17 protein-coding genes and 2 rRNA genes are annotated in these 24,263 nt (G+C 60.4%); 9 read left to right on the forward strand and 10 right to left on the reverse strand.

Annotated features, from left to right (window positions below; genetic code table 11):
* Positions 1–57 precede the first annotated feature (57 nt).
* On the forward strand, positions 58–1,332 hold the full coding sequence (gene tyrS, locus AB1Z25_RS15335) for a tyrosine--tRNA ligase (protein ID WP_107798599.1): 1,275 nt from the start codon (positions 58–60) through the stop codon (positions 1,330–1,332).
* 58 nt (positions 1,333–1,390) lie between these two features.
* Here the strand turns inward: tyrS and AB1Z25_RS15340 are convergent, their stop codons facing one another.
* From AB1Z25_RS15340 to radC, 6 genes are all read right to left on the reverse strand, one after another.
* Positions 1,391–1,954 carry a flavin reductase family protein gene (locus tag AB1Z25_RS15340; protein ID WP_107798598.1) on the reverse strand — a complete coding sequence of 188 codons (564 nt, stop codon included), beginning with the start codon at positions 1,952–1,954 and terminating at the stop codon, positions 1,391–1,393.
* 190 nt (positions 1,955–2,144) lie between these two features.
* Positions 2,145–3,371: a DUF3443 domain-containing protein gene (locus AB1Z25_RS15345; protein WP_486635611.1), complete on the reverse strand. Its 1,227-nt coding sequence runs from the start codon at positions 3,369–3,371 to the stop codon at positions 2,145–2,147.
* Between the two features lie 16 nt (positions 3,372–3,387).
* Positions 3,388–3,852, reverse strand: a complete 465-nt coding sequence (locus AB1Z25_RS15350; protein ID WP_486635612.1) for a DUF2844 domain-containing protein — start codon at positions 3,850–3,852, stop codon at positions 3,388–3,390.
* A gap of 227 nt (positions 3,853–4,079) precedes the next feature.
* The gene (locus AB1Z25_RS15355; RefSeq protein ID WP_019101158.1) at positions 4,080–4,457 is read right to left on the reverse strand and encodes an oxidoreductase; all 378 of its coding nucleotides are present in this window, start codon (positions 4,455–4,457) and stop codon (positions 4,080–4,082) included.
* Positions 4,458–4,613: 156 nt separating this feature from the next.
* Entirely contained in the window at positions 4,614–4,865 is a 252-nt protein-coding gene (locus AB1Z25_RS15360) for a hypothetical protein (protein WP_019101157.1), read from the reverse strand.
* A 100-nt stretch (positions 4,866–4,965) separates the two neighbouring features.
* The gene (gene radC, locus AB1Z25_RS15365) at positions 4,966–5,640 is read right to left on the reverse strand and encodes a RadC family protein (protein WP_107798595.1); all 675 of its coding nucleotides are present in this window, start codon (positions 5,638–5,640) and stop codon (positions 4,966–4,968) included.
* Between the two features lie 157 nt (positions 5,641–5,797).
* On the opposite strand from radC, the gene coaBC reads away from it, so the two are divergent.
* The 3 genes from coaBC (at position 5,798) to AB1Z25_RS15380 (ending at position 8,615) form a co-directional block, all read left to right on the forward strand.
* Positions 5,798–6,982, forward strand: a complete 1,185-nt coding sequence (gene coaBC, locus AB1Z25_RS15370; protein ID WP_486635613.1) for a bifunctional phosphopantothenoylcysteine decarboxylase/phosphopantothenate--cysteine ligase CoaBC — start codon at positions 5,798–5,800, stop codon at positions 6,980–6,982.
* Positions 6,983–7,030: 48 nt separating this feature from the next.
* Positions 7,031–7,486, forward strand: a complete 456-nt coding sequence (gene dut / locus AB1Z25_RS15375) for a dUTP diphosphatase (RefSeq protein ID WP_107798593.1) — start codon at positions 7,031–7,033, stop codon at positions 7,484–7,486.
* 115 nt (positions 7,487–7,601) lie between these two features.
* On the forward strand, positions 7,602–8,615 hold the full coding sequence (locus AB1Z25_RS15380; protein WP_227104347.1) for a GGDEF domain-containing protein: 1,014 nt from the start codon (positions 7,602–7,604) through the stop codon (positions 8,613–8,615).
* A gap of 212 nt (positions 8,616–8,827) precedes the next feature.
* On the opposite strand, the gene AB1Z25_RS15385 is transcribed toward AB1Z25_RS15380, so the two are convergent.
* Complete coding sequence (locus AB1Z25_RS15385; RefSeq protein WP_486635614.1) at positions 8,828–13,639, reverse strand: NAD-glutamate dehydrogenase; 4,812 nt, start codon at positions 13,637–13,639, stop codon at positions 8,828–8,830.
* 515 nt (positions 13,640–14,154) lie between these two features.
* On the opposite strand from AB1Z25_RS15385, the gene AB1Z25_RS15390 reads away from it, so the two are divergent.
* The 5 genes from AB1Z25_RS15390 to AB1Z25_RS15410 all read left to right on the forward strand — a co-directional run bounded on the left by AB1Z25_RS15390 (position 14,155) and on the right by AB1Z25_RS15410 (position 18,412).
* Positions 14,155–14,919, forward strand: a complete 765-nt coding sequence (locus AB1Z25_RS15390) for an ABC transporter substrate-binding protein (RefSeq protein ID WP_048407703.1) — start codon at positions 14,155–14,157, stop codon at positions 14,917–14,919.
* Between the two features lie 164 nt (positions 14,920–15,083).
* Entirely contained in the window at positions 15,084–15,773 is a 690-nt protein-coding gene (locus AB1Z25_RS15395; protein ID WP_107798590.1) for an ABC transporter permease, read from the forward strand.
* On the forward strand, positions 15,770–16,501 hold the full coding sequence (locus tag AB1Z25_RS15400; protein ID WP_107798589.1) for an ABC transporter permease: 732 nt from the start codon (positions 15,770–15,772) through the stop codon (positions 16,499–16,501). The genes AB1Z25_RS15395 and AB1Z25_RS15400 overlap by 4 nt, the downstream gene beginning before the upstream one ends.
* A gap of 27 nt (positions 16,502–16,528) precedes the next feature.
* Positions 16,529–17,317, forward strand: coding sequence for an ABC transporter ATP-binding protein (locus AB1Z25_RS15405; RefSeq protein ID WP_486635615.1), 789 nt, complete (start codon positions 16,529–16,531; stop codon positions 17,315–17,317).
* Positions 17,318–17,407: 90 nt separating this feature from the next.
* Positions 17,408–18,412 carry a GlxA family transcriptional regulator gene (locus tag AB1Z25_RS15410; RefSeq protein WP_107798587.1) on the forward strand — a complete coding sequence of 335 codons (1,005 nt, stop codon included), beginning with the start codon at positions 17,408–17,410 and terminating at the stop codon, positions 18,410–18,412.
* A 5-nt stretch (positions 18,413–18,417) separates the two neighbouring features.
* On the opposite strand, the gene AB1Z25_RS15415 is transcribed toward AB1Z25_RS15410, so the two are convergent.
* The 3 genes from AB1Z25_RS15415 to AB1Z25_RS15425 all read right to left on the reverse strand — a co-directional run bounded on the left by AB1Z25_RS15415 (position 18,418) and on the right by AB1Z25_RS15425 (position 24,007).
* Positions 18,418–20,844 (reverse strand): ATP-binding protein, encoded by a 2,427-nt coding sequence (locus AB1Z25_RS15415; RefSeq protein WP_486635616.1) that lies wholly within the window; start codon positions 20,842–20,844, stop codon positions 18,418–18,420.
* A gap of 38 nt (positions 20,845–20,882) precedes the next feature.
* Positions 20,883–20,997 (reverse strand): 5S ribosomal RNA (gene rrf, locus AB1Z25_RS15420).
* Between the two features lie 121 nt (positions 20,998–21,118).
* Positions 21,119–24,007 (reverse strand): 23S ribosomal RNA (locus AB1Z25_RS15425).
* Between the last annotated feature and the right edge of the window lie 256 nt (positions 24,008–24,263).

The raw sequence follows: 24,263 nt of genomic DNA on the forward strand, positions 1-24,263 counted from the left end.
GGCGGCGCGTTCATTCCGCCATTGCCGCGCATCACCCTGTTGTTGGAGACCCGATAAATGAACCATGCCCCCCTGATTCAGGATCTGCAGGCCCGCGGCCTGATTGCGCAAACCACGGACGCCGTTGCGCTGGAAGAACTTCTGAGCAAGGAGCAGGTAACCCTTTATTGCGGCTTCGATCCCACCGCCGACAGCCTGCACCTGGGCCACCTGGTGCCGGTGCTGATGCTGCGTCGCTTCCAGCAGGCCGGCCATCGCCCGGTGGCGCTGGTGGGCGGCGCCACCGGCATGATAGGCGATCCCAGCTTCAAGGCCGCCGAGCGCAAGCTGAACACCCCGGACGTGATCCAGAGCTGGGTGGAGAAGATCCGCGGCCAAGTCGAACCCTTCCTCAGCTTCGAAGGCGACAACGCCGCGCTGATGGCCAATAACTACGACTGGTTCGGCCAAATGAACACGCTGGATTTCCTGCGCGACATCGGTAAGCATTTCTCGGTCAACGCGATGATCAAGAAGGAATCGGTGCAGCAGCGCCTCAACCGCGAAGACCAGGGCATTTCCTTCACCGAGTTCTCCTACAGCCTGTTGCAGGGCTATGACTTCTCCGAGCTGAACCGTCGCTTCGGCTGCAAGCTGCAGATCGGCGGCTCCGACCAGTGGGGCAACATCACCGCCGGCATCGACCTCACCCGCCGCCTGCAACAGCAACAGGTCTTCGGCCTGACCGTGCCCCTGGTGACCAAGTCCGACGGCACCAAGTTCGGTAAGACCGAATCCGGCGCCATCTGGCTGGACGCCAAGAAGACCTCGCCTTACGCCTTCTATCAGTTCTGGCTGGGCACCGCCGACGCCGACGTGTACAAATTCCTGCGCTACTTCACCTTCCTGTCGCTGGAAGAAATCGCCGCGCTCGAGGCCGCCGACCAGGCCCGTGACGGCAAGCCGGAAGCCCAGCGCATCCTGGGCGAGCAGATGACAACCATGGTGCACGGCGCGGCCGCCCTGGAGGCGGCGCAGCGCATCACCCAAAGCCTGTTCAACAACGATCTGAGCAGCCTCACCGCCGACGACTTCGCCCAACTGGCGCAAGACGGCCTGCCCAGCATCCAGCTGGAACGCGACGCCGACAGCCTGATCGACGCGCTGGCCGCCGGCGGCCTGGCCAAATCCAAGAGCGAGGCGCGCACCTTCATCCAGAGCGGCGCGGTCAGCGTCAACGGCGACAAGGCCGACAGCCTGGAGCAGCGCTTCGGCGACGCCGAACGCCTGTTTGGCCGCTACACCCTACTCAAGCGCGGCAAGAAGAATTACGCGCTGGTGGAATGGCGCTGAGCGCAACGCGCGCATAAGACCAAGCGGCCGTCACGGCCGCTTTTTTATCGCCCTCGCCTCACTTTCCCACTTCAAAAGCCTCCCCGGTCGCGAAAAAAGCGCCGCCGGCGATATAGTGCAAGCTGCGCTTGGCCTCGTCGTCGAAACGCCAATGGCCGTCAGCAAACACCTCCGCGTCGGCCTCCGCCGCCACCACTTCCCCGATGAAAAGATCATAGCGCTGCTGATTCAGCGGCTCGCTGATCACCTTGCACTCCAGATAGGCGATGCAGCCGTCCACGCGCGGCGCGGCCACCTCTTGCGCCGGGATCCGGCTCAGGCCGCTATGCGCGAACTTGTCCACCTGCCTGCCGTCGGCGCCGCCGGCCCGCAACACCGCGGCGGCCTGGGCGCGGCAAGGCAGATTGAGCACAAACTCGCCCGAAGCCTCGATCAACTCCCGGGTATGGGTCGCCTTGTCGATGACCACCGCCACCTTGGGCGGATCGAAATCCAGCGGCATCGCCCAGGCCGCCGCCATCACATTGCTGCGCTCCCCAGCCGCGCTGGACACCAGCACCGTGGGGCCATGATTCAATAAACGATAGGATTTCGCCAGATCGACTGCGAGCAAACGGGACATAAGCAAACTCGAGAAAGCATGAAGCGGCTATTCTAGCCGGAGACTCGAAGGCCCCGCCGGCGCGAATAAAAAAAAGCCCGGCGCTCGCCGGGCGTACAGATTGCTAATTTCAACAAAGGAGAAGTCATCGAGATGACTATCCAGATATAGGACGCTTTATATTGCGTTGCAAGAAACCCGCAAAGCCTTATCAAAACAGGAACATCGGCCCGCTGCCTAACGGATTGCCCTTCCCTTCCAGGCCGATATACACCTTGCGGCCGTAAAAGAAGGGCAAGCCCCAGTCAAAGTAGCTGCTAAGAAAGCCGCTGGCCGGCCCGCCCACCGCAGGCAGAGCGGAGTAACCTTGCGACAACAGTGTTCCAGCATTGCCCAGATTGAAGCCCACCGCGCTGCTGTTGCCGCCGCCGCTCAAGGTGGCGTTGAGATTCACGGTGCCGCCGGGGCAGAACCAGGTGCTGCTGCCCACCACGCAGGTGGCGATCGTGGCATCGGCGAAAAAAAGCCCATTGGAACCGCTATCCAGAAAGCTGCTGTAGTTGAGCGATTTATAGCTGGTCGTGATCGCATCCACGCCATTGCCGTCCAGCGTAGTGGGAAAAGCCTTGGCCGAACCCAAAGCGTTGTTGCTCTGCGTGCCCACACCGAAGTACAGCGTTCCGGCGGCGCTGGGCGCGCCGCTGATCGCCACCGCCGGCAATTGCAGCATCACCCCGTTATTGTCGCCGGCGAAGGCCGCCACGGGATTGGACACTTGCAAGGCCGCGGCCGCCGGCGCCTGCTGGCAGGTCAAGGCGGTGGGGCAGGTGTAGTAAAAGCCGTTATTGCTAAAGTTGACGCAGTTGCTGCCGCAATCCTGCTGCCGCAGGCCGACGCCCAGAATGCCGTTGGCCCCCAGAACCGACACGCTGCCCAAATTACTCCCCGTCCCGCTGCACGCGCCCGGGATGAAGCCGTAGGCCGGGTCGCTGATGATCTGGATGGGCAGGGAGGACGCCGTCTTGCCCGCCATTTTGACATCGGCGTAGCGGACGCTGCCCCAGGTGAAGCCGCTGGCGAACTGCATGCACTCCGCCAGTTGCCGGCTATTCGACGTCACGCCGGGCAGGCTGCCCAGCGTCGATCCGCTCACGGCGCTGGCCAACAGGCGCAAACCGCTGGAGCCGGTATCCACCAGCACCCGGCTGATCGTCTGGCATTGGCTGCCGCCCGGCGCGCACACCGTCACCGACACATAGGGCATATTGATCTGATAAACATTGGCCACCGGCCCGCTGTCTACCGTCAGCGTCACCGAATTGACCGTCGATCCTCCATTGTCCGGCGGCGCGACGCTGCCGACCCCGCCGCCCCCTCCTCCGCACGCCGTCAACAACAAGGCACAGCTCAACACCAGCCCAAAGATAGCCTGTTTCATCTCGTCCCCGCCCTGATTATTTGAGTTGATCGATGTCGAGGCCCGCCGGCACCAGCGCGGGCACATAGGCCAGGCCGAAGAAAGCGCGCGCGCGCCCGGCGGAGATCACCGTCAGCCCAGGCCCTCGGCCTTCCAAGCGATTCAGACCGGCCCGATTGGACTGCTGCGAGGAAACATAACTGGGAAAGTAATCACCAAGCAGCTGCCTCATATCCGGCAGCGACGCGCCCTGCCACGCCACCGCGAACACAACGCCGTCCGTCTGCCGGACGAACTCGCGGATGAGGCGGCCAGCCTCATCCCGGCTCTGCGCCACGGAATAGACCGCGGGCGGCGCGGTCTTCAAAGCCAGCGCTTGCGGAGCAGCGGCCGCGCGGCCCGCCGGCAAGGGCTGCCCCAAGGTGGCCAAGGCAGGACTGGAGAACAGGCTGAAGCTGAGGCAGAGCAGCAAGGCGCGCCTCGTCAGAAAAGACGTCTGCATGAATACCCCCGTCGAATGGAAACGACCGCCGCCCCGGATGCTTTGCCCGGGACTTCTGAATATGCGCAGCGTCGACGCCGCCATCAAAATATAGCACCTCAGCATGAAACGGCTGCCCGATCGAACGGAAGGGAAGAAACGTAGACCATAAAAAAAGGGGGGCGAAAGCCCCCCAGCGTCCTCAAAATTCGACCAGCTGCCCGCCAGTCAAATCCTGGATTTCTCCATCAATACGCCAGCGAATCGTCATGCCGGGTCGTCACCAGCTTGCCCGCGCCCAAGGACAGCATCAGCAGGGCGACGCGTTCATGGACGATCACGGTATGGGTATTGCCGGAAAACTGCATGTAACGCCGCAAGTCCTCGCGCACTTTGCGCGAGCCGGTCACATCGATGATGATGTCAATGCTGCTGCCCTGCTCGGCCAGCTCGATGAAATTATCGGTGACGGAAATGCCGCGCTGCTGGGCCAGCAAAATGCCCGGCGAATCCAGATTCAAGTCCGCCACCCCCACCATCCCGACAAAGGGTGCGTCCAACAGCTGCCGCAACAGCGGCGTTCCGGTTTCACCCGCGCCTATCATGCCTACTTTGATCTGTTCCATGCGGCCACCTGAATATGACTATCAAATAAACACAGCACTGTAACAGCTTTAGCCCGGGTCGCTATTTGAGCCAAATCAAGCGGAGCTGCGGGAAGGCTCCACAATGCAGCAGGCCCGGACATCGCCGGGCCTGCGAGCGTAAAGCCTAGAAGGGGTTCAATGCAGATTTTGCTGCGACAAAAAGCGTAGATAGCCAACGCCCTCCAACCAAAAACCGCCATCGGCCAACGGCGTCGCCTCCTCCAGATCCGCCACGGTCAACACCAACTCCTGACCATCCAGATTGGCCTCCAGCACCACATCGTCGTCATCGGAAAACTCTTCGGAAGCCGTATGGAAATCCGGCTTCACGAACTGATTGTTAACCTGAATATAGTCGGACTCATTCAGCAGACGCAGGATGTTCATGGCGACCTCCTAATGATGCGGTGAGAGACAAGGTCCAACAAGACAGCAAAGGCGGCGCCGGTTCCAAGCGTCGCGAGCGCTCCCCGCAACGGCTCAACGCCTACAACCAGCCTCGCTCGGCAAAGGATTCCGCCCGCGCGCCGGTCACGACGAAGTGATCCAGCAACCTTATATCGACCAACTGCAGCGCAGCTTTTAATGTATTGGTTAGAGAATGATCGGCGGCGGATGGTTCGCACACGCCGGATGGATGGTTATGGGCAATGATCACCCCCGCCGCGTTGTTGGCCAGGGCCCGCCGCACCAGTTCGCGCGGATAGACCCGGGTTTCGGTCAGGGTGCCTCGAAACAACTCTTCTACCGCTATCACTCGATTCTGCACGGTCAAAAACACGGCGACGAACACTTCCACGTCCTTGCCCGCAATCGCCAGTCTCAGAAAATCGCGCACCTGCCCCGGATCGCGCAAAGCGTCCGTCAGACTCATATTCTCCGCCAAGGCCCGCTGCGCCAACTCCTTGCAGGCCATCAGCTGCGCGTATTTGGCGGCGCCCAGGCCCCTGCGCGCCCGGAACTCTTCAAAACTGGCGTTGAGCAAGCCGGACAGCGAACCGAAGTCCAGCATCAACTGCCTGGCCATCTCCACCGCGCTCAAGCCTTGCATGCCGGTGCGCAGAAAGATGGCGAGCAATTCGGAGTCCGACAACGCCGCCGCTCCCTGGGCCAACAGTTTTTCACGGGGACGCTCGGCCTCCGGCCAATGGGCGATAGACATCTGCACGCTCCTCCTCTGGCTATAGCACTGTTTTCAAGGTCAGACCAAACGCGATGAGGCATGGCTCACCATATCATCGAAGCAATATGCCCGCCAGCGCGCCCAGTCCGTGGAAATCCGCTAAAATTGGACATTTACCGCCTGTTGCGACAAGTCCATGACAAGCAAGAAAATTCTGCTAGGCATTACCGGCGGCGTCGCCGCCTACAAGGCGGCGGAGTTGACCCGCCTTCTCGTCAAAGCCGGCCACAGCGTGGAAGTGGTGATGACGGAAGCGGCCATGCGCTTCGTGACTCCCGCCACCTTCCAGGCCTTGTCCGGCCATGCGGTGTACACCGATCTGTGGGACGAGCGCCCCAGCAACGCAATGGCCCATATCGACCTGTCGCGCCGCGCCGATGTTTTCCTGATCGCGCCGGCCACCGCCAACACGCTGTTCAAGCTGGCCCACGGCGCCTGCGACGATCTGCTGTCCACGCTGGCCGCCGCCCGCGCCTGTCCGCTGATCGTGGCGCCGGCGATGAACCGGCAGATGTGGGACAATCCGCCCAACCAGCGCAATGTCGCGCAGCTGCGCGCCGACGGCGTCGCCGTCTTCGGACCGGCCAACGGCGCCCAGGCCTGCGGCGAAACCGGCGAGGGCCGCATGCTGGAGCCGGAGGAGATCGCAGAGCTGCTGGAAGGGTTTTTCCGGGCCAAGGTGCTGGCCGGCAAGAAGGTGCTGCTCACCGCCGGCCCCAGTTACGAGGCCATAGACGCCGTGCGCGGCATCACCAATATCAGCTCGGGCAAGATGGGCTACGCGCTGGCGCGCGCCTGCCGCGACGCCGGCGCCGAAGTCACGCTGATCTCCGGCCCCACCGGCATGGAGGCCCCGCTGGGCATGCGCCGCATCGACGCGGCCAGCGCCCGGCAAATGCACGACGCGGTGATGGCCGAGGTGGGACGCAGCGATATTTTCATTTCCGTCGCGGCGGTGGCCGATTACCGGGTCAAGAACCCGTCCGACCACAAGATCAAGAAAGGCGCGGCGCCGCCCAGCCTGGAACTGGAGGAAAACCCGGACATTCTCGCCGCCGTCGCCTCCTTGCCCGCCGCTCCGTTCTGCGTCGGCTTCGCGGCGGAAAGTCAGAACCTGCTGGAGTTCGCCGAAGCCAAACGCCTGCGCAAAAAGCTGCCGCTGCTGGTGGCCAACCTGGCGCAGCAAGCCATGGGCGCCGACGACAATCAGGTGGTGCTGTTGGACCAGAACGGCCCCCACCCCTTGCCCGGCATGCCCAAGCCGGACGTGGCCAGGGCCATTGTCGAACATCTGGCCCAGCTGTTGCCGCACAAGCAATAAGCCATCAACACCGCGGCTGCCCCGCGCAGCCGACAAGAAAGGACTCTCATGAAAAAACCCGTCATCGACGTCAAGATCTTGGATCCGCGTCTGAAGCAGAATCTGCCCAACTACGCGACGCCGGGCTCCGCCGGGCTCGACCTGCGCGCCGCCATCGAGCAGGACATCACCATCGCTCCGGGCGAAACCCAGTTGATCCCCACCGGCATGGCCATCCATATCGCCAACCCCAACCTGGCCGCCATGCTGCTGCCGCGCTCCGGCCTGGGTCACAAGCACGGCATCGTGCTGGGCAACCTGGTGGGCCTGATCGACTCCGACTACCAGGGACAGTTGTTCGTATCGGTCTGGAACCGCGGACACGAGCCGTTCCGGCTGACGCCGCTGGAACGCATCGCGCAGATGATCATCGTGCCCATCGTCCAGGTGGGCTTCAATATCGTCGACGACTTCGACAGCTCGGAACGCGGCGACGGCGGCTTCGGCAGCACCGGACGCAACTGAGGCCGGCCGCCGCGCGATTGCCTATACTCACACCGTAGCGCAGCCGGCCTCGCACGGCCGGCTTGCGCCGCGCACGCGACCACCGCCCTCAATCGCCGGCAAAGGATGTCCAGGCATGACGCAAGCCCCTCAAGAGGACGACAGCAAGCGGATTCTCGACAATCTGGTCGAACTCACCTCCCAGCGCGAACAGGACATGCTGGAAAGCAGTCTGGCCTCCACCTTGGTCGAGGTGATGCGGGTGGACAAGGTGGAGTTGTTCGCCTGTCGCTGGGTCAACGGCGTGCCCTACACCCGCCGGCGCCTGAGCGCCTCCTCCGTGGACGGCAAGACCCAGATTACGGAAACCGCCAACGACAGTTGGCTGCCGCCGCCCATCTTCCTTTACGACCTGCTCAACTCGCTGGACAGAGACGAGGGCATTTTCCGTATTCCCCACGGCCTATGCCTGCCCTTGCGCTGCATGGGCAGCATCGTGTCCCTGCTGGTCATCCACGTGACGGCGGAGCAAAAGGTCAACAAGGCCATGCTGAAAGCCATGGCCAGGATTCACGAAAACTTCCTGCGCCTGCTGTTCGAGGCGGACCGCGACATGCTCACCGCGCTGAACAATCGCCGTAAATTCGATTTGCGCCTGTTCAACCTGATGGCGGCGCAATTGCAATCCCCCGGCGAAAATCACGCCTGCACCTTGGCGTTGCTGGACGTCGACCATTTCAAGCAGGTCAACGACCAGTTCGGCCACATGGTGGGCGACGAGGTGCTGCTCTTGCTGGCGCAGCTGATGCAACAGTCGTTTCGCGAAGACGACAGCTTGTTCCGCTACGGCGGCGAGGAGTTCGCCATCATCTTCCAAGGCTTGCCTCCAAACGAAGCCGCGGTGGCGCTGGAGCGCTTCCGCCAGCGCGTCGAGCAATACTCGTTTCCCCAGGTGGGCCGCCTGACCGTCAGCCTGGGCTTCACCCGCATCCTGCCGCAGCTCTTGCCGGGCCAGTTGGTGGAACAGGCGGACCGAGCGCTGTATTACGCCAAAACGCATGGCCGCAACCTGGTATGCGGTTACGAAGAGCTGGTCGCCGGCGGCCAACTCGACAATGCGCAACGCTTTGGCGAGATCGATCTGTTCTAAGCGCCCGTTAAAGCAGGCAAGCGGAACCCGCTCAAACCATCCAAGCCTTTCGAAGACGGTTGCAGCGCCCTTCGTCCTCCATCCTGCCGGCGCGCGGCCCATCGTAAACAGATTCCAAATTTCCCTGCCCCGCATCCCAAGCAGGTCCTCCGGACGCAAAAAAACCGGCTCCTAGGAGCCGGTTTTCAATTGACGCGATCCCTAGCGGGCGATCAGGCCAGCAGGTGGTTGCTCAGTTCGCGCATGCCGGCCGACAGCATGGCCAGATCCAACACGCTGAACGACTGCAGCTCGGCGAACATCTGCGCGCACACCTCCACTTCGTGATGGCGCTTCTCCATCCACTGCTGCGCAAACGCTTCCGCGCCGGCGGCGTCCTGCAAGGCCTGCCCCGCCAGATTGCGATGCACGCGGTACAAGTCGTCGCGCAGCGCGGAGCGCGCCAGCGACTGCCAGCGGTTGTCGCGCGGCAGGCTGGTGATCGCGTCGCGCAGCCAATCCAGCTGCATCGCGTGGCCCAACTGGTAGTAGTTCTTAGCCAGCTGCTCCAGCGGCAATGCGCTGCCTTCGCTGATTTCGATGATGTCCATCAACGGCACGGCGAACTCCAGACGCGCCAGCACCTGCGCCAGCGGCTGCGGCATGCCCGGCTGGCTCAGGCGCGCTTCCAGCGCCTCCACTGCCGGGTAGCTGCCGGAAGCGATCAGCTGAGGCAGTTGCGCCAACAGCGCTTTCACCTTGGTGGCGTACTGCTCGATCACGGCGTTCACCGAGGCGAACGGACGCTTGTTGCGCAGCACCCAACGCGTCACACGCTCCACCAGCGTGCGCACCAGCACCATCATTTCCACCTGATGATCCGCCGACACCTTGTTGTCCAACGCTTCGATCTCGCTCCACAGGCGCTCGGCGTCGAACACGCGGCTGGCAATCCACCAGGCGCGGGCGATGTCGCCGGCGGAGAACGGAGACTCTTCCTGCATGCGGAACACGAAGGTGGTGCCCATGCGGTTGATGATCTGGTTGGCCAACTGGTTGGCGATGATCTCCCGCTTCAGCTGATGCTGCTGCATCTGCGCGCCGAAGCGCTGCTGCAGCGGTTTCGGGAAGTAATGGGTCAGGATGGACAGGAAGTCCGCGTCGTCCGGCACATCAGTCGCCAGAATCGCCTGATCCAGCGAAATCTTGCTGTAGGACAGCAGCACCGCGATTTCCGGCACGGTCAGACCCTGACGCGCCAGGCGGCGCTCATTGATCTGGGTTTCGGACGGCAGGTACTCGATTTCGCGGTTCAGTTCGCCGGTTTTCTCCATGTGCGCGATCATGCGCGCATGGGTGGTCAGCATCGCGGCGGCCTCCTGGCGTTTGATCGCCAGGATCTGGGTCTGCTGGATATTGTTGCGCAACACCAGCTGCGCCACCTCGTCGGTCATTTCCGCCAGCAGTTGATTGCGCTGCTTCAAGGTCATGTCGCCGGCCTGCATTACGCCGCCCAGCAGAATCTTGATGTTGACTTCGTGGTCGGAGCAGTCCACGCCGGCGGAGTTGTCGATGGCGTCGGTGGCGATGCGGCCGCCGTTCAGCGCGAACTCGACGCGACCCAGTTGAGTGCACGTCAGGTTGCCGCCTTCGGCCACCACCCGGGCTTGCAAATCGCGGCCGTCGACGCGCACCGGATCGTTGGCGCGGTCGCGCGCGTCGGCGTGGCTTTGGCTGGACGCCTTGACGTAGGTGCCGATGCCGCCGTTGTACAGCAGGTCGATCTTGGCCTTGAGGATCTCGTGGATCAGCTCGTTCGGCGCCATGCTGTCCTTGTCGGTCTCCAACCAGGCCTTCACTTCCGGCGACAGCGGGATGGACTTGGCCGAGCGTTCGAAGATGCCGCCGCCCTTGGAGATCAGCTCGCGCTTGTAATCGGTCCAGCTGGAACGCGGCAGTTTGAACAGACGCGCGCGCTCGGCGTAGCTCTTGGCCGCGTCCGGCGTCGGATCCAGGAAGATGTGCAGGTGATTGAACGCCGCTTTCAGGCAGATGTGCTCGGACAGCAGCATGCCGTTGCCGAACACGTCGCCGGCCATATCGCCGATGCCGATCACGCTGAAATCCTGCTCCTGGGTGTTGACGCCCAGGTGGCGGAAATGGCGCTTGACCGATTCCCAAGCGCCGCGGGCGGTAATGCCCATGCCCTTGTGGTCGTAACCCGCGGAACCGCCGGAGGCGAAGGCGTCGCCCAGCCAGAAGCCGTAATCGGCGGAAATGCCGTTGGCGATGTCGGAGAAAGTGGCCGTGCCCTTGTCGGCCGCCACCACCAGGTACGGATCGTCCGGATCCAGGCGGCGCACATCCGCCGGCGGCACGATCTGGCCGTTCACCAGATTGTCGGTGACGTCCAGCAGCGCGGAGATGAAGATCTTGTAGCAGGCGACGCCTTCCGCCAGGAACGCCTCGCGGTCGCTAGGCGCCGGCAGTTGCTTGCCGACGAAGCCGCCTTTGGAGCCCATGGGCACGATCACCGAGTTCTTCACCATCTGCGCCTTCACCAGGCCCAGCACTTCGGTGCGGAAATCCTCCATGCGATCGGACCAGCGCAAGCCGCCGCGCGCCACTTTGGAGCCGCGCAGATGCACGCCCTCCACGCGCGGGCTGTACACCCAGATTTCGAACATCGGGCGCGGCTGCGGCAGGAAGGGAACCAGATTGGATTCCAGCTTGAACGAGATATAGGACTTGAACTCGCCGTCGGCGCCCTTCTGCCAGAAGTTGGTGCGGCGGGTGGCCAGGATCACCGACAGGAAACCGTTCAGAATGCGGTCTTCGTCCAGATTGGCCACGCCGTCCAGCTGCTCGCGCAGCTTGGCCAGCAAGGCGTCGGCGCGCGCATCGTCGGCATGCGCCGGGTCCAGACGCACGGCGAACAGTTCAACCAGCAAGCGGGTGATGGCCGGGTAATTGGCCACGCACTGCTCGATGTAAGCCTGGCTGAAGGTCAGGCCGCCCTGGCGCAGGTACTTGGCCAAGGCGCGCACCAGCGAAATTTCACGCCAGTCCAACCCGGCCACCAGCGCCAGGCGGTTGAAGCCGTCGTTCTCGCAACGTTTGGCGAACACCTGGGTCAGCAGCTCCTGGAAGTCCTGCTGCACTTCTTCGCTGGCGATCTGCTCTTCCGCGGAGCCCACGTCCAGGCCGAAGTCACTGATCCACACCTGACGGCCGTCCGCGCGCTGCACGCAGTACGGATGCTCGTCGCGGACCTTGACGCCCATGTTTTCCAAAATCGGCAGGCTGGCGGACAGGCCCAACGCCTCGCCTTCGCGGAACAGCTTCAGATTGAAGGCCGATGCGCCGCGATGGAAGGGCCGGTACAACTTCATCGCCAGCGGGGATTCGGCGTTGACCGATTCGATATGCTGGATGTCCAGCACCGCGTTGCGCACCGCGAACTCTTCGCGGTAAGCCACCGGGAAAGCGCCCTTGTAACGGTTGAACAGCGCATTGCCCAGTTCTTCGCCGTGTGTTTCCACCAGCAGTTGATGCAGCTCTTCCACCCAGCCGCGCACCAGGCGGGCGATTTCGGCCTCAATGTCGGCCTCGTGGAATTCCGGCAATTTGGCGGCGTTGGTGCGGATGATGTAATGCACGCGTGCCAGCGAGCCGTCGCTGATCTGCACGCTGAACTCGGCGCTGGTGCCGTTGAAGGCGTTCATCAACACCTTCTCTATCTTCAGGCGCACTTCGGTGTTGAAGCTGTCGCGCGGCACGTAGACCAGGCAGCTGACGTAGCGGTGGTAGCGGTCTTTGCGCACGAACAGGCGCACGCGCGGGCGTTCCTGCAGGCTGACGATGCCCTCGGAGATCGGTCCCAACACCTCGGCCGGGATTTCGAACAGCTCGTCGCGCGGATAGGCCTCCAGCACAAAGCTCAAGGTCTTGGATTTATAGCTGTCGTCCACGTAGTCGCAGTTGCTGACCACGGTCGCCACTTTCTGGCGCAGGATGGGCACGTCCTTGGGGGAGTCCTGGTAGGCGCTGGCGGTGTACAGGCCCAGGAAGCGGCGCTCGCCTATCACTTCGCCCTTGTCGTTGAAACGCTTGATGCCGACAAAATCGATGTAGGCCGGGCGGTGAATGATGGAGCGGGTCTGCGATTTGTTCAGAATGATCAGTTGCGGCAGGTGAGCCAGTTCACGCAGCTCCTGCGGCAGCTGTTCGAAGCTGGCGGAGTATTCCTTGTCGCCCTGGTCCTTCAAGATGCCCAGACCGGAGGTTTTGACGATCTTCAGGCTGTCCTTGCCGTTGCGGCGCACCAGGTCGTAATCGCAATACCCCATGAACAGGAAGTTGCGCTTGGACATCCAGGCCAGGAAGTCCACCGCCTCCTTGGCTTCCGCCGCGCGTTTGCCCTTGACCAGGGACAGGTCCTTGCTGATGTCGGCCAACACTTCGCGCATCTTGGGCTCGTCGCTCACCACCAAGCGGATGTCTACAATCACGCGGTTCAAATCCGCTTCCAGCTGCTTCAGCACCGCCGGATCGGTGACTCGGTCAATCTGCACGTGGATGAAGGACTCCAGCGGCAGGCTGCGGTCCTCGGTGCGCTTGACCGCCTGGATCGCACCGTTCTTGTCGCGGCCCACCGACAGCACCGGGTGCACCAGCAGGTGCAGGTTCAGGCTATGGCGCGACAGCAGCATGGTGATGGAGTCGATCAGGAACGGCATATCGTCGTTGACCACTTCAATCACGGTATGGGTGCTTTGCCAACCGTCGCGCTCGAAATCCGGGTTGTAAATGCGCGCCTTGTGCTGACCGGCCGCGCGCTTGGCGCCGAACGCGTAATGCGCCGACGCGGCGCCGAACAAATCCAGCGACGAAAACTGTCTAAGGTCGGCATGCTCGGCTTCCTCGAAGTAGATCGGGAAGAAGGGTTCGAGCTGGTGTTTCTCCTTTTCGGAAAGCTTGGTCTCTGCTACAGCCTGAATATCGGCGATCAGACTCGCGAGTTCGGTCTTATTGGTAAGCGACATGTTGCTTCTCTTGTTGTGTGCACGGAGTGTGTCGAGGCATTGTAGATACCCCCTTCATGCCGGGATTTCCTTAATGCGACGTGGACGTACATTTTCATGGAAAAGCCTGTTCGCCCCCATCGAATGCCGCAGGGATAAATCGTGGCGAACGCCACTTTTAGCCTTATAGCAATGCGACGGCGGCTTACAAGTTTCTCTCCCAGCCCCACATTGTACACAAGTCCAAAAAAGAAATATAAGTCATTGATTTTTCGCACATTTCACATGAAGCAAGAATATCGGTTAAAATACGAACACTTGCTCACACCGATTGCCAGACAATGGCCCCATCTTGCGCACGGCGGATAACCGTTGCAAGCTGCGGCCAACTACTGGCAAAAGTAGAAAAAACTACAATGGTTCCGGCTTGGGCGAGACACCGTGAGCAGCCTCGTTCCAAGCGCCGGGTTTACAAGCTTGGGTTTGCGTTCGTCGCAACGACGCGAACACCCGATAGAGAAGTAGAAATCCACGCCATGAAAAAAGTCCTGATCGCCTCCGCAGCGGCAGCTCTGCTGTCCGGTTTTTCCGTCCAAGCAGAGACTCTGCGTTTTGGGGTTGACCTCAACTACCCGCCGTTCTCCAAACAAGGCGCCGATGGCAAGCCGCAAGGCTTCGACATCGACATGGCCAATGCCCTTTGCGCCGCCATGAAAGTCAGCTGTCAAATCGTTCCGCAAGACTGGGACGGCCTGATTCCCGCCCTCAACGCCAACAAGTTCGACGCCATCCTGTCCTCGATGCAAATCACCGAGGAGCGCAAGAAAGCCGTCGACTTCAGCCGCAAGTACTACAACATCGCCAGCCGCATCGTCGCCAAATCCGGCACCGCCGTTGACCAGAACAGCTTCAAGGGCAAGAAGATCGGCGTGCTGCGCGCCTCCACTCAGGAAAAGTTCGCCAAGGACTACTGGGGCAAATCCGGCGCCACCATCGTGCCGTACGCCAAGTCGCCCGAGTCCTTCCTGGACCTGAAGTCCGGCCGTGTTGACGCCGTCTTCGTCGATGGCGCAGTCGGCGATCAAGAGTTCCTGAAAACCGCCAACGGCAAGGGCTACGCCTTTGTCGGCCCGAACTACGCCGACGTCAAATACTTCGGCCTGGGCGCGGGCATCGCCGTCAAGAAAGGCAATAAGGCGCTGGCCGAACGCCTGAACAAGGCGATTGATCAGGTGCGCAAGGACGGCAGCTACAAGAAAGTCCAAGACAAGTACTTCAGCTTCGACGTCTACGGCGGCTAAACCCCTCGTAACCGCATCCGTCCCGGCCAAGCGCCCCAGGCGCTGGGCGGCTTGCTGCCGCCCGCACCGCGCGCCTCGCCGGGACTTTTTTGTTCGGCCGTTCCCCCAGCGGCCGAGCAAGGACCGGCCTTGCGCGCAAGGCTGATGAATGAGGCAGTAACACCATGTTTTTGCAAGGTTACCTTCCCAGCATATTGCAAGGAGCAGTGCTCACATTGCAGCTGGCCGGCTCAGCACTGCTCGTGTCCATCGTGCTGGGCCTGATTGGCGCGCTATTCAAATCCGCTCACTCCAAACCGCTGGTCTGGCTGGCGGAACTCTATTCCACCGTGGTCCGGGGCGTGCCCGATTTGGTCTGGATGTTTCTGCTGTTCTTCGGCGTCCAGATGATGATCAACGACCTCTGCGGCCGCATGGGCTGGGAAAGTCCCAATATCGATCCCTTCGTCGCCGGCGTGCTGACCCTGGGCTTCATCTTCGGCGCTTATATGACGGAAACCTTCCGCGGCGCGATGATGGCGGTGCCCAAAGGACAGATGGAGGCCGGCATGGCCTACGGCATGACGCCGCTGCGCGTGTTCTTCCGCATCACCGTTCCGCAGATGATTCGCTTCGCCCTGCCCAGTTTCTCCAATAACTGGCTGGTGCTGGTCAAATCCACCGCCCTGGTTTCGGTCATCGGCCTGAACGACGTGATGTATCGCGCCGACGCGGCCAAATCCACCACCCAGGAACCCTTCACCGTCTATCTGATCGTGGGCCTGCTGTTCCTGGCGATCACCGGGGTGTCCAATCTGCTGTTGGGCAAACTGGAAAAACGCTATTCGCTGGGCGTCAAGGAGAGCGGACTGTGATCGACTTCCAACTGATTCTGGACAAGCTACCCGCCTTCTTCGGCGGCGGAGACGGCAACGCCGTCATGAGCAGCCGCGACGGCTTGGTGATGACGCTGGAACTGCTGTTCATCTCCCTTATTCTGGGCATGGCGATGGCCGTCCCGATGGCGCTGATGCAAGTCTCCAAAAACCGGCTGGCCTCCGGCGCGGTCCGCGTTTACGGCTATGTCTTCCGCGGCACGCCGCTCTTGGTCCAGCTGTTCATCATTTATTACGGTCTGGCCCAGTTTGGCTGGATCCGCGACAGCTGGGCCTGGCACTACCTGCAGGAAGCCTATTTCTGCGCCATCCTCGCCTTCACCCTGAACACGGCGGCCTACACCACCGAAATCATCGCCGGCCAGATCCGCAACACCCACTGGGGCGAGATCGAAGCCGCCCAGGCCATGGGCATGAGCAAATGGCTGATGATGCGCCGCATTGTGCTGCCCTCGGCGCTGCGCCGCGCTTTGCCCGCCTACAGCAATGAAGTCATCATGATGCTGCAAAGCACCGCCATCGCCGGCCTGGTCACTCTGGCGGACATTACCGGCGTGGCTCGCCGCATCTACGCGGACAGTTACATGGCTTTCGAGCCCTTCCTCACCGCAGGCGCCATTTACCTTGCGCTCACCTTCCTGCTGGTCTGGTTGATGAAGCAGGCGGAAAAACGCTGGCTGGCCTATTTGGCGCCACGCAAGCACTAATGCGGATAGCGATACAGGAACACCATCATGCACACCCCCACGGACAAGAATCTGAAGCTGCAAGTCAGCGATCTGCATAAGAGCTACGGCTCGCACGAAGTGCTGAAGGGCGTGTCGCTGACCGCTCACGCCGGCGACGTCATCAGCATTATCGGCTCCTCCGGCTCAGGCAAAAGCACCTTTCTGCGCTGCATCAACATGCTGGAACAGCCCAATAGCGGCCGCATTCTCGCCGCCGGCGAAGAACTCAAGCTGGTATCCGACCGCAAGACCGGCGCGCTCAAGGCCGCCGACGCCAATCAGCTGGCGCGCATCCGCACCAAGCTGGCCATGGTGTTCCAGCACTTCAATCTATGGGCGCACATGACGGTGCTGGAAAACATCATCGAAGCGCCCATTCACGTGCTGGGGCTCAGCCGGGACGAAGCCTGCGCCCGCGCCCGCAAATACCTGGACAAGGTCGGCCTGCGCGGCGTCGAAGACAAGTATCCGGCCCATATGTCCGGCGGCCAGCAGCAGCGGGTCGCCATCGCCCGCGCGCTGGCGATGGAACCGGAAGTGATGCTGTTCGACGAGCCCACCTCGGCGCTGGACCCGGAACTGGTCGGCGAAGTGCTGCGCGTGATGAAAGACTTGGCCGGCGAAGGCCGCACCATGGTGGTGGTCACCCACGAGATGGGCTTCGCCCGCGAAGTGTCCAATCACGTCATCTTCCTGCACCAGGGCCGGATAGAGGAGCAAGGTCACCCCAAGGAAGTGCTGATCCGCCCGCAAAGCGAGCGATTGGTACAATTCCTCTCCGGCAGCCTGAAATAAATCGTACAATAGGAAAATGTCGCACACCATGCCGGCCTCATGCCCGGCATGGTGTGTTTTTGTAATCTCCACCCTTCGCCGCGAAAACCAATGGGTCAGCATCCGTCCCACCCCGCCAAGCCTCTGCGCTACGGCTTCCTGCTCTTGCCCCATGCCTCGATGGCGGATTACGCCATCGCCTCCGAGGTTCTGCTGCACGCCAATTGGCTGGCGGAGAAAAAACTCTACGAAACCCTGCTGCTTTCCCTGGACGGACAAGCGGTGCCGCTTTCCAACGGCACGCGGCTGGCGGTGGATCTGCCGCTGGACGGCGCCCCCAAGCTGGATTGCCTGCTGATCCTGGCCGACGACATCAATCCCGACTTCAGCCTGGACGTCCTGAGCAAGGGGCTCACCGCCTGCGGCCCGGATAAAATCCAACTGGGCGGCATCGGCTGCGGCAGCTATTGGCTGGCCCGCACCGGACACTTCAACGGCCTGCGCGCAACGATACACTGGCGCGAGATCAGCCGTTTCACCGAAGAGTTTCCGGACATCATCACCTCGTCCAATCTATTTGAAATCGACGGCAAACGCCTCAGCTGCGCAGGCGGAGCGGCCACCTTTGATTTCATGCTGACCCAGGTTGGCAATCAGCACGGCCACGAATTTGTCGCTCAGCTGTCGGAACTGTTCAGCATGGAACGCATCCGTCCCGGCAATGAACGCCAACGCATCCCCCTGGCCACCCGCATCGGCGGCAGCCAGCCCAAGTTGACGGAAGCGGTCAGCCTGATGGAGGCCAATATCGAAGAGCCGCTGAGCACCGACGACATCGCCTACTATGTCGGCGTCTCCCGACGCCAGCTGGAACGGCTGTTCAAACAATACCTGAGCACGGTGCCGTCCAAATACTATCTGGAGTTGCGCCTGAGCCGAGCGCGCCAGCTATTGCAGCAAACCAGCAAATCCATCGTACAGATCGGTCTGGCCTGCGGCTTCTCCAGCGGCCCCCATTTCTCCAGCACCTACCGCAACCATTTCGGCATCACCCCGCGCGAAGAACGCTCGCATCGCACGCAGACCGCATCGCCGGCTCCGGCCCCCAAGAGCTAGCACCGTCAAACACCGGCGCCGCAGCCGTCAGGCGAGGGCACCGGAGCACGCTCCGGCTCGCCTTGGCGCGACAAAGGCAACTCGATCCGGAAGCAAGCGCCGCTGGCCGGGATGTTTTCCGCCGAGATCAGGCCGCCGTACTGCTCCACAATCGTCTGGCAGATGGACAAACCCAGCCCCATTCCGTTTGGCTTGGTTGAAAAGAATGGATGGAACAGCACCTCCAATGAACTCGGCGTAATGCCGCGACCGGTGTCCCGCACCTCCAGAATCGCTTTCTTGCCTTCTCGCCGGGTATGCACGATCACATGACGCTTCATCATCGGCTCGTCGCGCAAAGCGTCCATCGCGTTTGACAGCAGATTCAGCACCACCTGCTCCAGCTGAATGCTGTCGGCCAGCACCGCCACCGGATAACCCGACAACAGCTGAACCACCTCGATGCCGCGCTCCTTCAGATCGTACTCGGCCAGGAACATGCAATTGCCCACCACCTGGTTCAAATCGATCAGCCGCGTCTCGATCGCGCGCTTGCTGACCAAGGCGCGCAAGCGCTTGATGATCTCCCCCGCCCTCTCTGCCTGCGCCACCGCCAGACGCAGCGCCGCGTTCACCTGGGCCGGCGCCTCCTCAACCCCCTCCAGCAACTGAATGCTGGCCTGGCAATAATTAGCGATCGCCGTCAGAGGCTGATTCAGCTCATGCGCGATGCCGGACGCCATTTCGCCCATCGTATGCAACCGGGCCACATGGGACAATTTCTCCAAATGCTCTTTGACTTTGCTCTCGCTGGCCTCCAACGCCGCCACCGTGCGTTGCCGCAAAGGCCCCAGGTCGCGCAAGGCGCACACCACGCCGATCAGCCCCCCTTCCCGCGAGAACAACGGCGATACCCCGCCCTCCACCGAACGAATCTGACCTCGCGCCGACGTCAGCTGCATCCTCTCCGCCAATACCACCGGCTGCGCGGTCCGGAAACACTCTCGGATCGGATCCTCCGCCAGCTCCGCGGCCAACTCGGCCTGCAAGTGGAACACCTCGTGGCAGACGCGGCCAACCACCTCCTCCGCCGCCATGCCCATCAACTCCAAGGCCATCGGGTTTGCCAGCTCGATCGCATGGTCCTGGCGCAGAATGATCACCCCGTCATGAATCGCGCTCAGCGTGACGGACGCCCGTTCGCTCTGCAGAAAGATCGCCTCGTCCGATTGCTGACGTTCATGCCGCAAAGCCATTCTTTGCAAGTGAACCAGGCCGGCGAACACGAAGAAAGCCAGCAACAAAGACTGCTGCCACAGCCAAGGCAACAACGCCAAGTCCGTCACTCTGACATCCCGAGCCACGCCCAGCACAAAAGGCTGGGCCACGCTGGACAGCGGAAGCCGAGCCTCCAGCCTACGCAACACCGGCCACCAATCACGCTCGGACGAAGTATGCAGGCGCTGAAACAAGGGCGCGCCCGGCGCAAGGACGCCGTCCTGGTACAGGGTCAAGTCCAATCCAGGCAACAAGCGCTCCAGAGCCGGCGCCTGCAATAGGCGATCGCAAAACACCACCAGGCCCACCACGCCAACCAATTTGCCCGGCGCCTTCTCCCTATCTTCGAACAAGGGCTGGAACAAGAAATAAGCGCGTCCACCGCCCTCGTGCAACTCGAACGCGCCGCTGGCCACTCGCTGCCCAGTCTCCAAGGCCCTGCTCAAGGCCGGCCGGAAATAAGCATCGCCCAAAATATCGTAGCCAAACATCGGACCGGCTTCCGGCCGATCCGGCTCCAGCATGGAAATCACCAATGACTGCGGACGCACGGCGGCCGGCCGCCATGCCCGATTGCCCGCCACGTCGAAATCGCGAATGTAAAAGGTCGCGCCAAACTTGCCGCTCATCTGGCGCAAGAAGAGCGGCCTCTCCGCCAAGGGCACGCTTTGAAAAAAGATAAAGGAATGAAGCTGCGGATAATGGGGCAATAGCTCGCGCGCAAAGGTGGACAGCTCAGATGCCTCAAATGGCCGGCTTGCCGCCATCAGCGCATCCACGGAAGACAGCACCGACTCATTTTGGTCCAGCTTGCGCGCCACCATTGCATGCGCCCGCTGCGCCACTGATTCGAACTCGTCCCTCAAACGCTGCAGCTCCCCCATCCCCCACAGCACCGTCACCAACAAGGCGCAGAGAGCCCAGGCCAATACAAATAAATGCACACCATCCCGCCTGAAATTTCTCAAAATTCCCGCCTCGATTCCCGATCTTGATGCTGGAATTCTATTCATAACCAATAGGTTCTGCTGAGTAATTAGCCGAAATTTCAGTAAAAATAAGTGAAAATACAGCCACAAAAAGAACAATGGCTTAATAATCAAGGAGAAAGCTAAAGAATGGGGAAGACAGGAAGGAGAGTTCGATCGCGCCGTCTGGCGGTCAGCACAATGCATAAAGCCCAGCTCGTGTGAGCTGGGCTTTGCAATGGGGCGTCTGGCGGTGTCCTACTTTCACATGGCGAATGCCACACTATCATCGGCGCTAAGGCGTTTCACGGTCCTGTTCGGGATGGGAAGGCGTGGGACCACCTCGCTATGGCCACCAGACATAAACTGGTACAAACTTGAAGAAGCCTGGGATGGTCTACACCACCCCACATATATTCGGTATTCAATTGTGTCGCACAACACTATCTCGTCGCTCAGTTTCCCAAGCCACTCAAATGATAGGATCAAGCCTCACGAGCAATTAGTATCGGTTAGCTTAACGCCTCACAGCGCTTCCACACCCGACCTATCAACGTCCTGGTCTCGAACGACTCTTCAGGAGGGTCAAGCCCTCAGGGAAGTCTCATCTTCAGGCGAGTTTCCCGCTTAGATGCTTTCAGCGGTTATCTCTTCCGCACTTAGCTACCCGGCAATGCGACTGGCGTCACAACCGGTACACCAGAGGTGCGTCCACTCCGGTCCTCTCGTACTAGGAGCAGCCCCCGTCAAACTTCCAACGCCCACTGCAGATAGGGACCAAACTGTCTCACGACGTTTTGAACCCAGCTCACGTACCACTTTAAATGGCGAACAGCCATACCCTTGGGACCGGCTACAGCCCCAGGATGTGATGAGCCGACATCGAGGTGCCAAACACCGCCGTCGATGTGAACTCTTGGGCGGTATCAGCCTGTTATCCCCGGAGTACCTTTTATCCGTTGAGCGATGGCCCTTCCATTCAGAACCACCGGATCACTATGTCCTGCTTTCGCACCTGCTCGACTTGTCGGTCTCGCAGTTAAGCTACCTTTTGCCATTGCACTATCAGCACGATTTCCGACCGTACCTAGGTAACCTTCGAACTCCTCCGTTACACTTTGGGAGGAGACCGCCCCAGTCAAACTGCCTACCATGCACTGTCCCCAATCCGGATCACGGACCAAGGTTAGAACCTCAAACACACCAGGGTGGTATTTCAAGGACGGCTCCATGAGAACTAGCGTTCCCACTTCATAGCCTCCCACCTATCCTACACAAGTCTGTTCAAAGTCCAATGCAAAGCTACAGTAAAGGTTCACGGGGTCTTTCCGTCTAGCAGCGGGGAGATTGCATCTTCACAAACACTTCAACTTCGCTGAGTCTCAGGAGGAGACAGTGTGGCCATCGTTACGCCATTCGTGCGGGTCGGAACTTACCCGACAAGGAATTTCGCTACCTTAGGACCGTTATAGTTACGGCCGCCGTTTACTGGGGCTTCGATCAAGAGCTTGCACCCCATCACTTAACCTTCCAGCACCGGGCAGGCGTCACACCGTATACGTCCACTTTCGTGTTGGCACAGTGCTGTGTTTTTGTTAAACAGTCGCAGCCACCGATTCTCTGCGACCTCTCAAAGCTCCTCCCGCAGGGGATTCACTCTAAGAGGCATACCTTCTCCCGAAGTTACGGTATCAATTTGCCGAGTTCCTTCTCCTGAGTTCTCTCAAGCGCCTTAGAATTCTCATCCTGCCCACCTGTGTCGGTTTGCGGTACGGTTCTTATGCAGCTGAAGCTTAGTGGCTTTTCCTGGAAGCGTGGTATCAGTCACTTCAGGTCCGTAGACCCTCGTCATCACGTCTCGGCCTTAAGGGGCGGCGGATTTGCCTACCACCCCAGCCTACCGGCTTAAACAGACTATTCCAACAGTCTGATGACCTAACCTTCTCCGTCCCCACATCGCACTGCATAAAAGTACGGGAATTTTAACCCGTTTCCCATCGACTACGCTTTTCAGCCTCGCCTTAGGGGCCGACTCACCCTACGCCGATGAACGTTGCGTAGGAAACCTTGGGCTTTCGGCGAGCGGGCTTTTCACCCGCTTTATCGCTACTCATGTCAGCATTCGCACTTCTGATATCTCCAGCATCCCTTACGAGACACCTTCACAGACCTACAGAACGCTCCCCTACCATCTGCACTTACGTGCAAATCCGCAGCTTCGGTTATCAGTTTGAGCCCCGTTACATCTTCCGCGCAGGACGACTCGACCAGTGAGCTATTACGCTTTCTTTAAATGATGGCTGCTTCTAAGCCAACATCCTGGCTGTCTATGCCTTCCCACCTCGTTTACCACTTAACTGATCATTTGGGACCTTAGCTGGCGGTCTGGGTTGTTTCCCTCTTGACGATGGACGTTAGCACCCACCGTCTGTCTCCCATGCTCGCACTTTCCGGTATTCAGAGTTTGCCATGGTTTGGTAAATCGCAATGACCCCCTAGCCATAACAGTGCTTTACCCCCGGAAGTGATACATGAGGCACTACCTAAATAGTTTTCGGGGAGAACCAGCTATCTCCGAGTTTGTTTAGCCTTTCACCCCTATCCACAGCTCATCCCCTAGTTTTGCAACACTAGTGGGTTCGGACCTCCAGTGCGTGTTACCGCACCTTCATCCTGGCCATGGATAGATCACTCGGTTTCGGGTCTACGCCCAGCAACTAAATCGCCCTATTCGGACTCGGTTTCCCTACGCCTCCCCTATTCGGTTAAGCTCGCTACTGAACGTAAGTCGCTGACCCATTATACAAAAGGTACGCAGTCACGGAACAAGTCCGCTCCCACTGTTTGTATGCATCCGGTTTCAGGTTCTATTTCACTCCCCTCCCGGGGTTCTTTTCGCCTTTCCCTCACGGTACTGGTTCACTATCGGTCGATCATGAGTATTTAGCCTTGGAGGATGGTCCCCCCATCTTCAGACAGGATTTCTCGTGTCCCGCCCTACTTATCGTACGCCTAGTCCTTGGAATGCGTTTTCGTGTACGGGGCTATCACCCACTATGGCGGTCCTTTCCATGAACCTTCCACTAACACAATCCATAACACGTACAGGCTCTTCCGCGTTCGCTCGCCACTACTAACGGAATCTCGGTTGATTTCTTTTCCTGCAGCTACTTAGATGTTTCAGTTCGCTGCGTTCGCCTCCTCAGACCTATGGATTCAGTCTGGGATCTCCTTGCGGAGGGGTTTCCCCATTCGGACATCGCGGGATCAAAGCTCTATTGCCAGCTCCCCCGCGCTTTTCGCAGGCTTACACGTCCTTCTTCGCCTATGATCGCCAAGGCATCCACCAGATGCACTTAGTCGCTTGACCCTATCATTTCAGTAACCTAGATCACCAAAACAACAAGTGTGTTTGTGCGACGACTACACCGCCCCTTTTGATATGGCGACGTAGCCTAGATACAATCAAATACCCAAGATGACGATCCGTCCACGTAAAGAGTTAACTCTACGTTTCCTTCTCGCCGTCTTTATATATTCGGCTTCTTCAGTTTGTTAAAGATCAGTGCGTTCAAACAACGCGATCACAGTACTCATCCAAGCACTCTGATCGCGAGACTCAAACT

The organism is Chromobacterium sp. HL1, assembly GCF_057418835.1.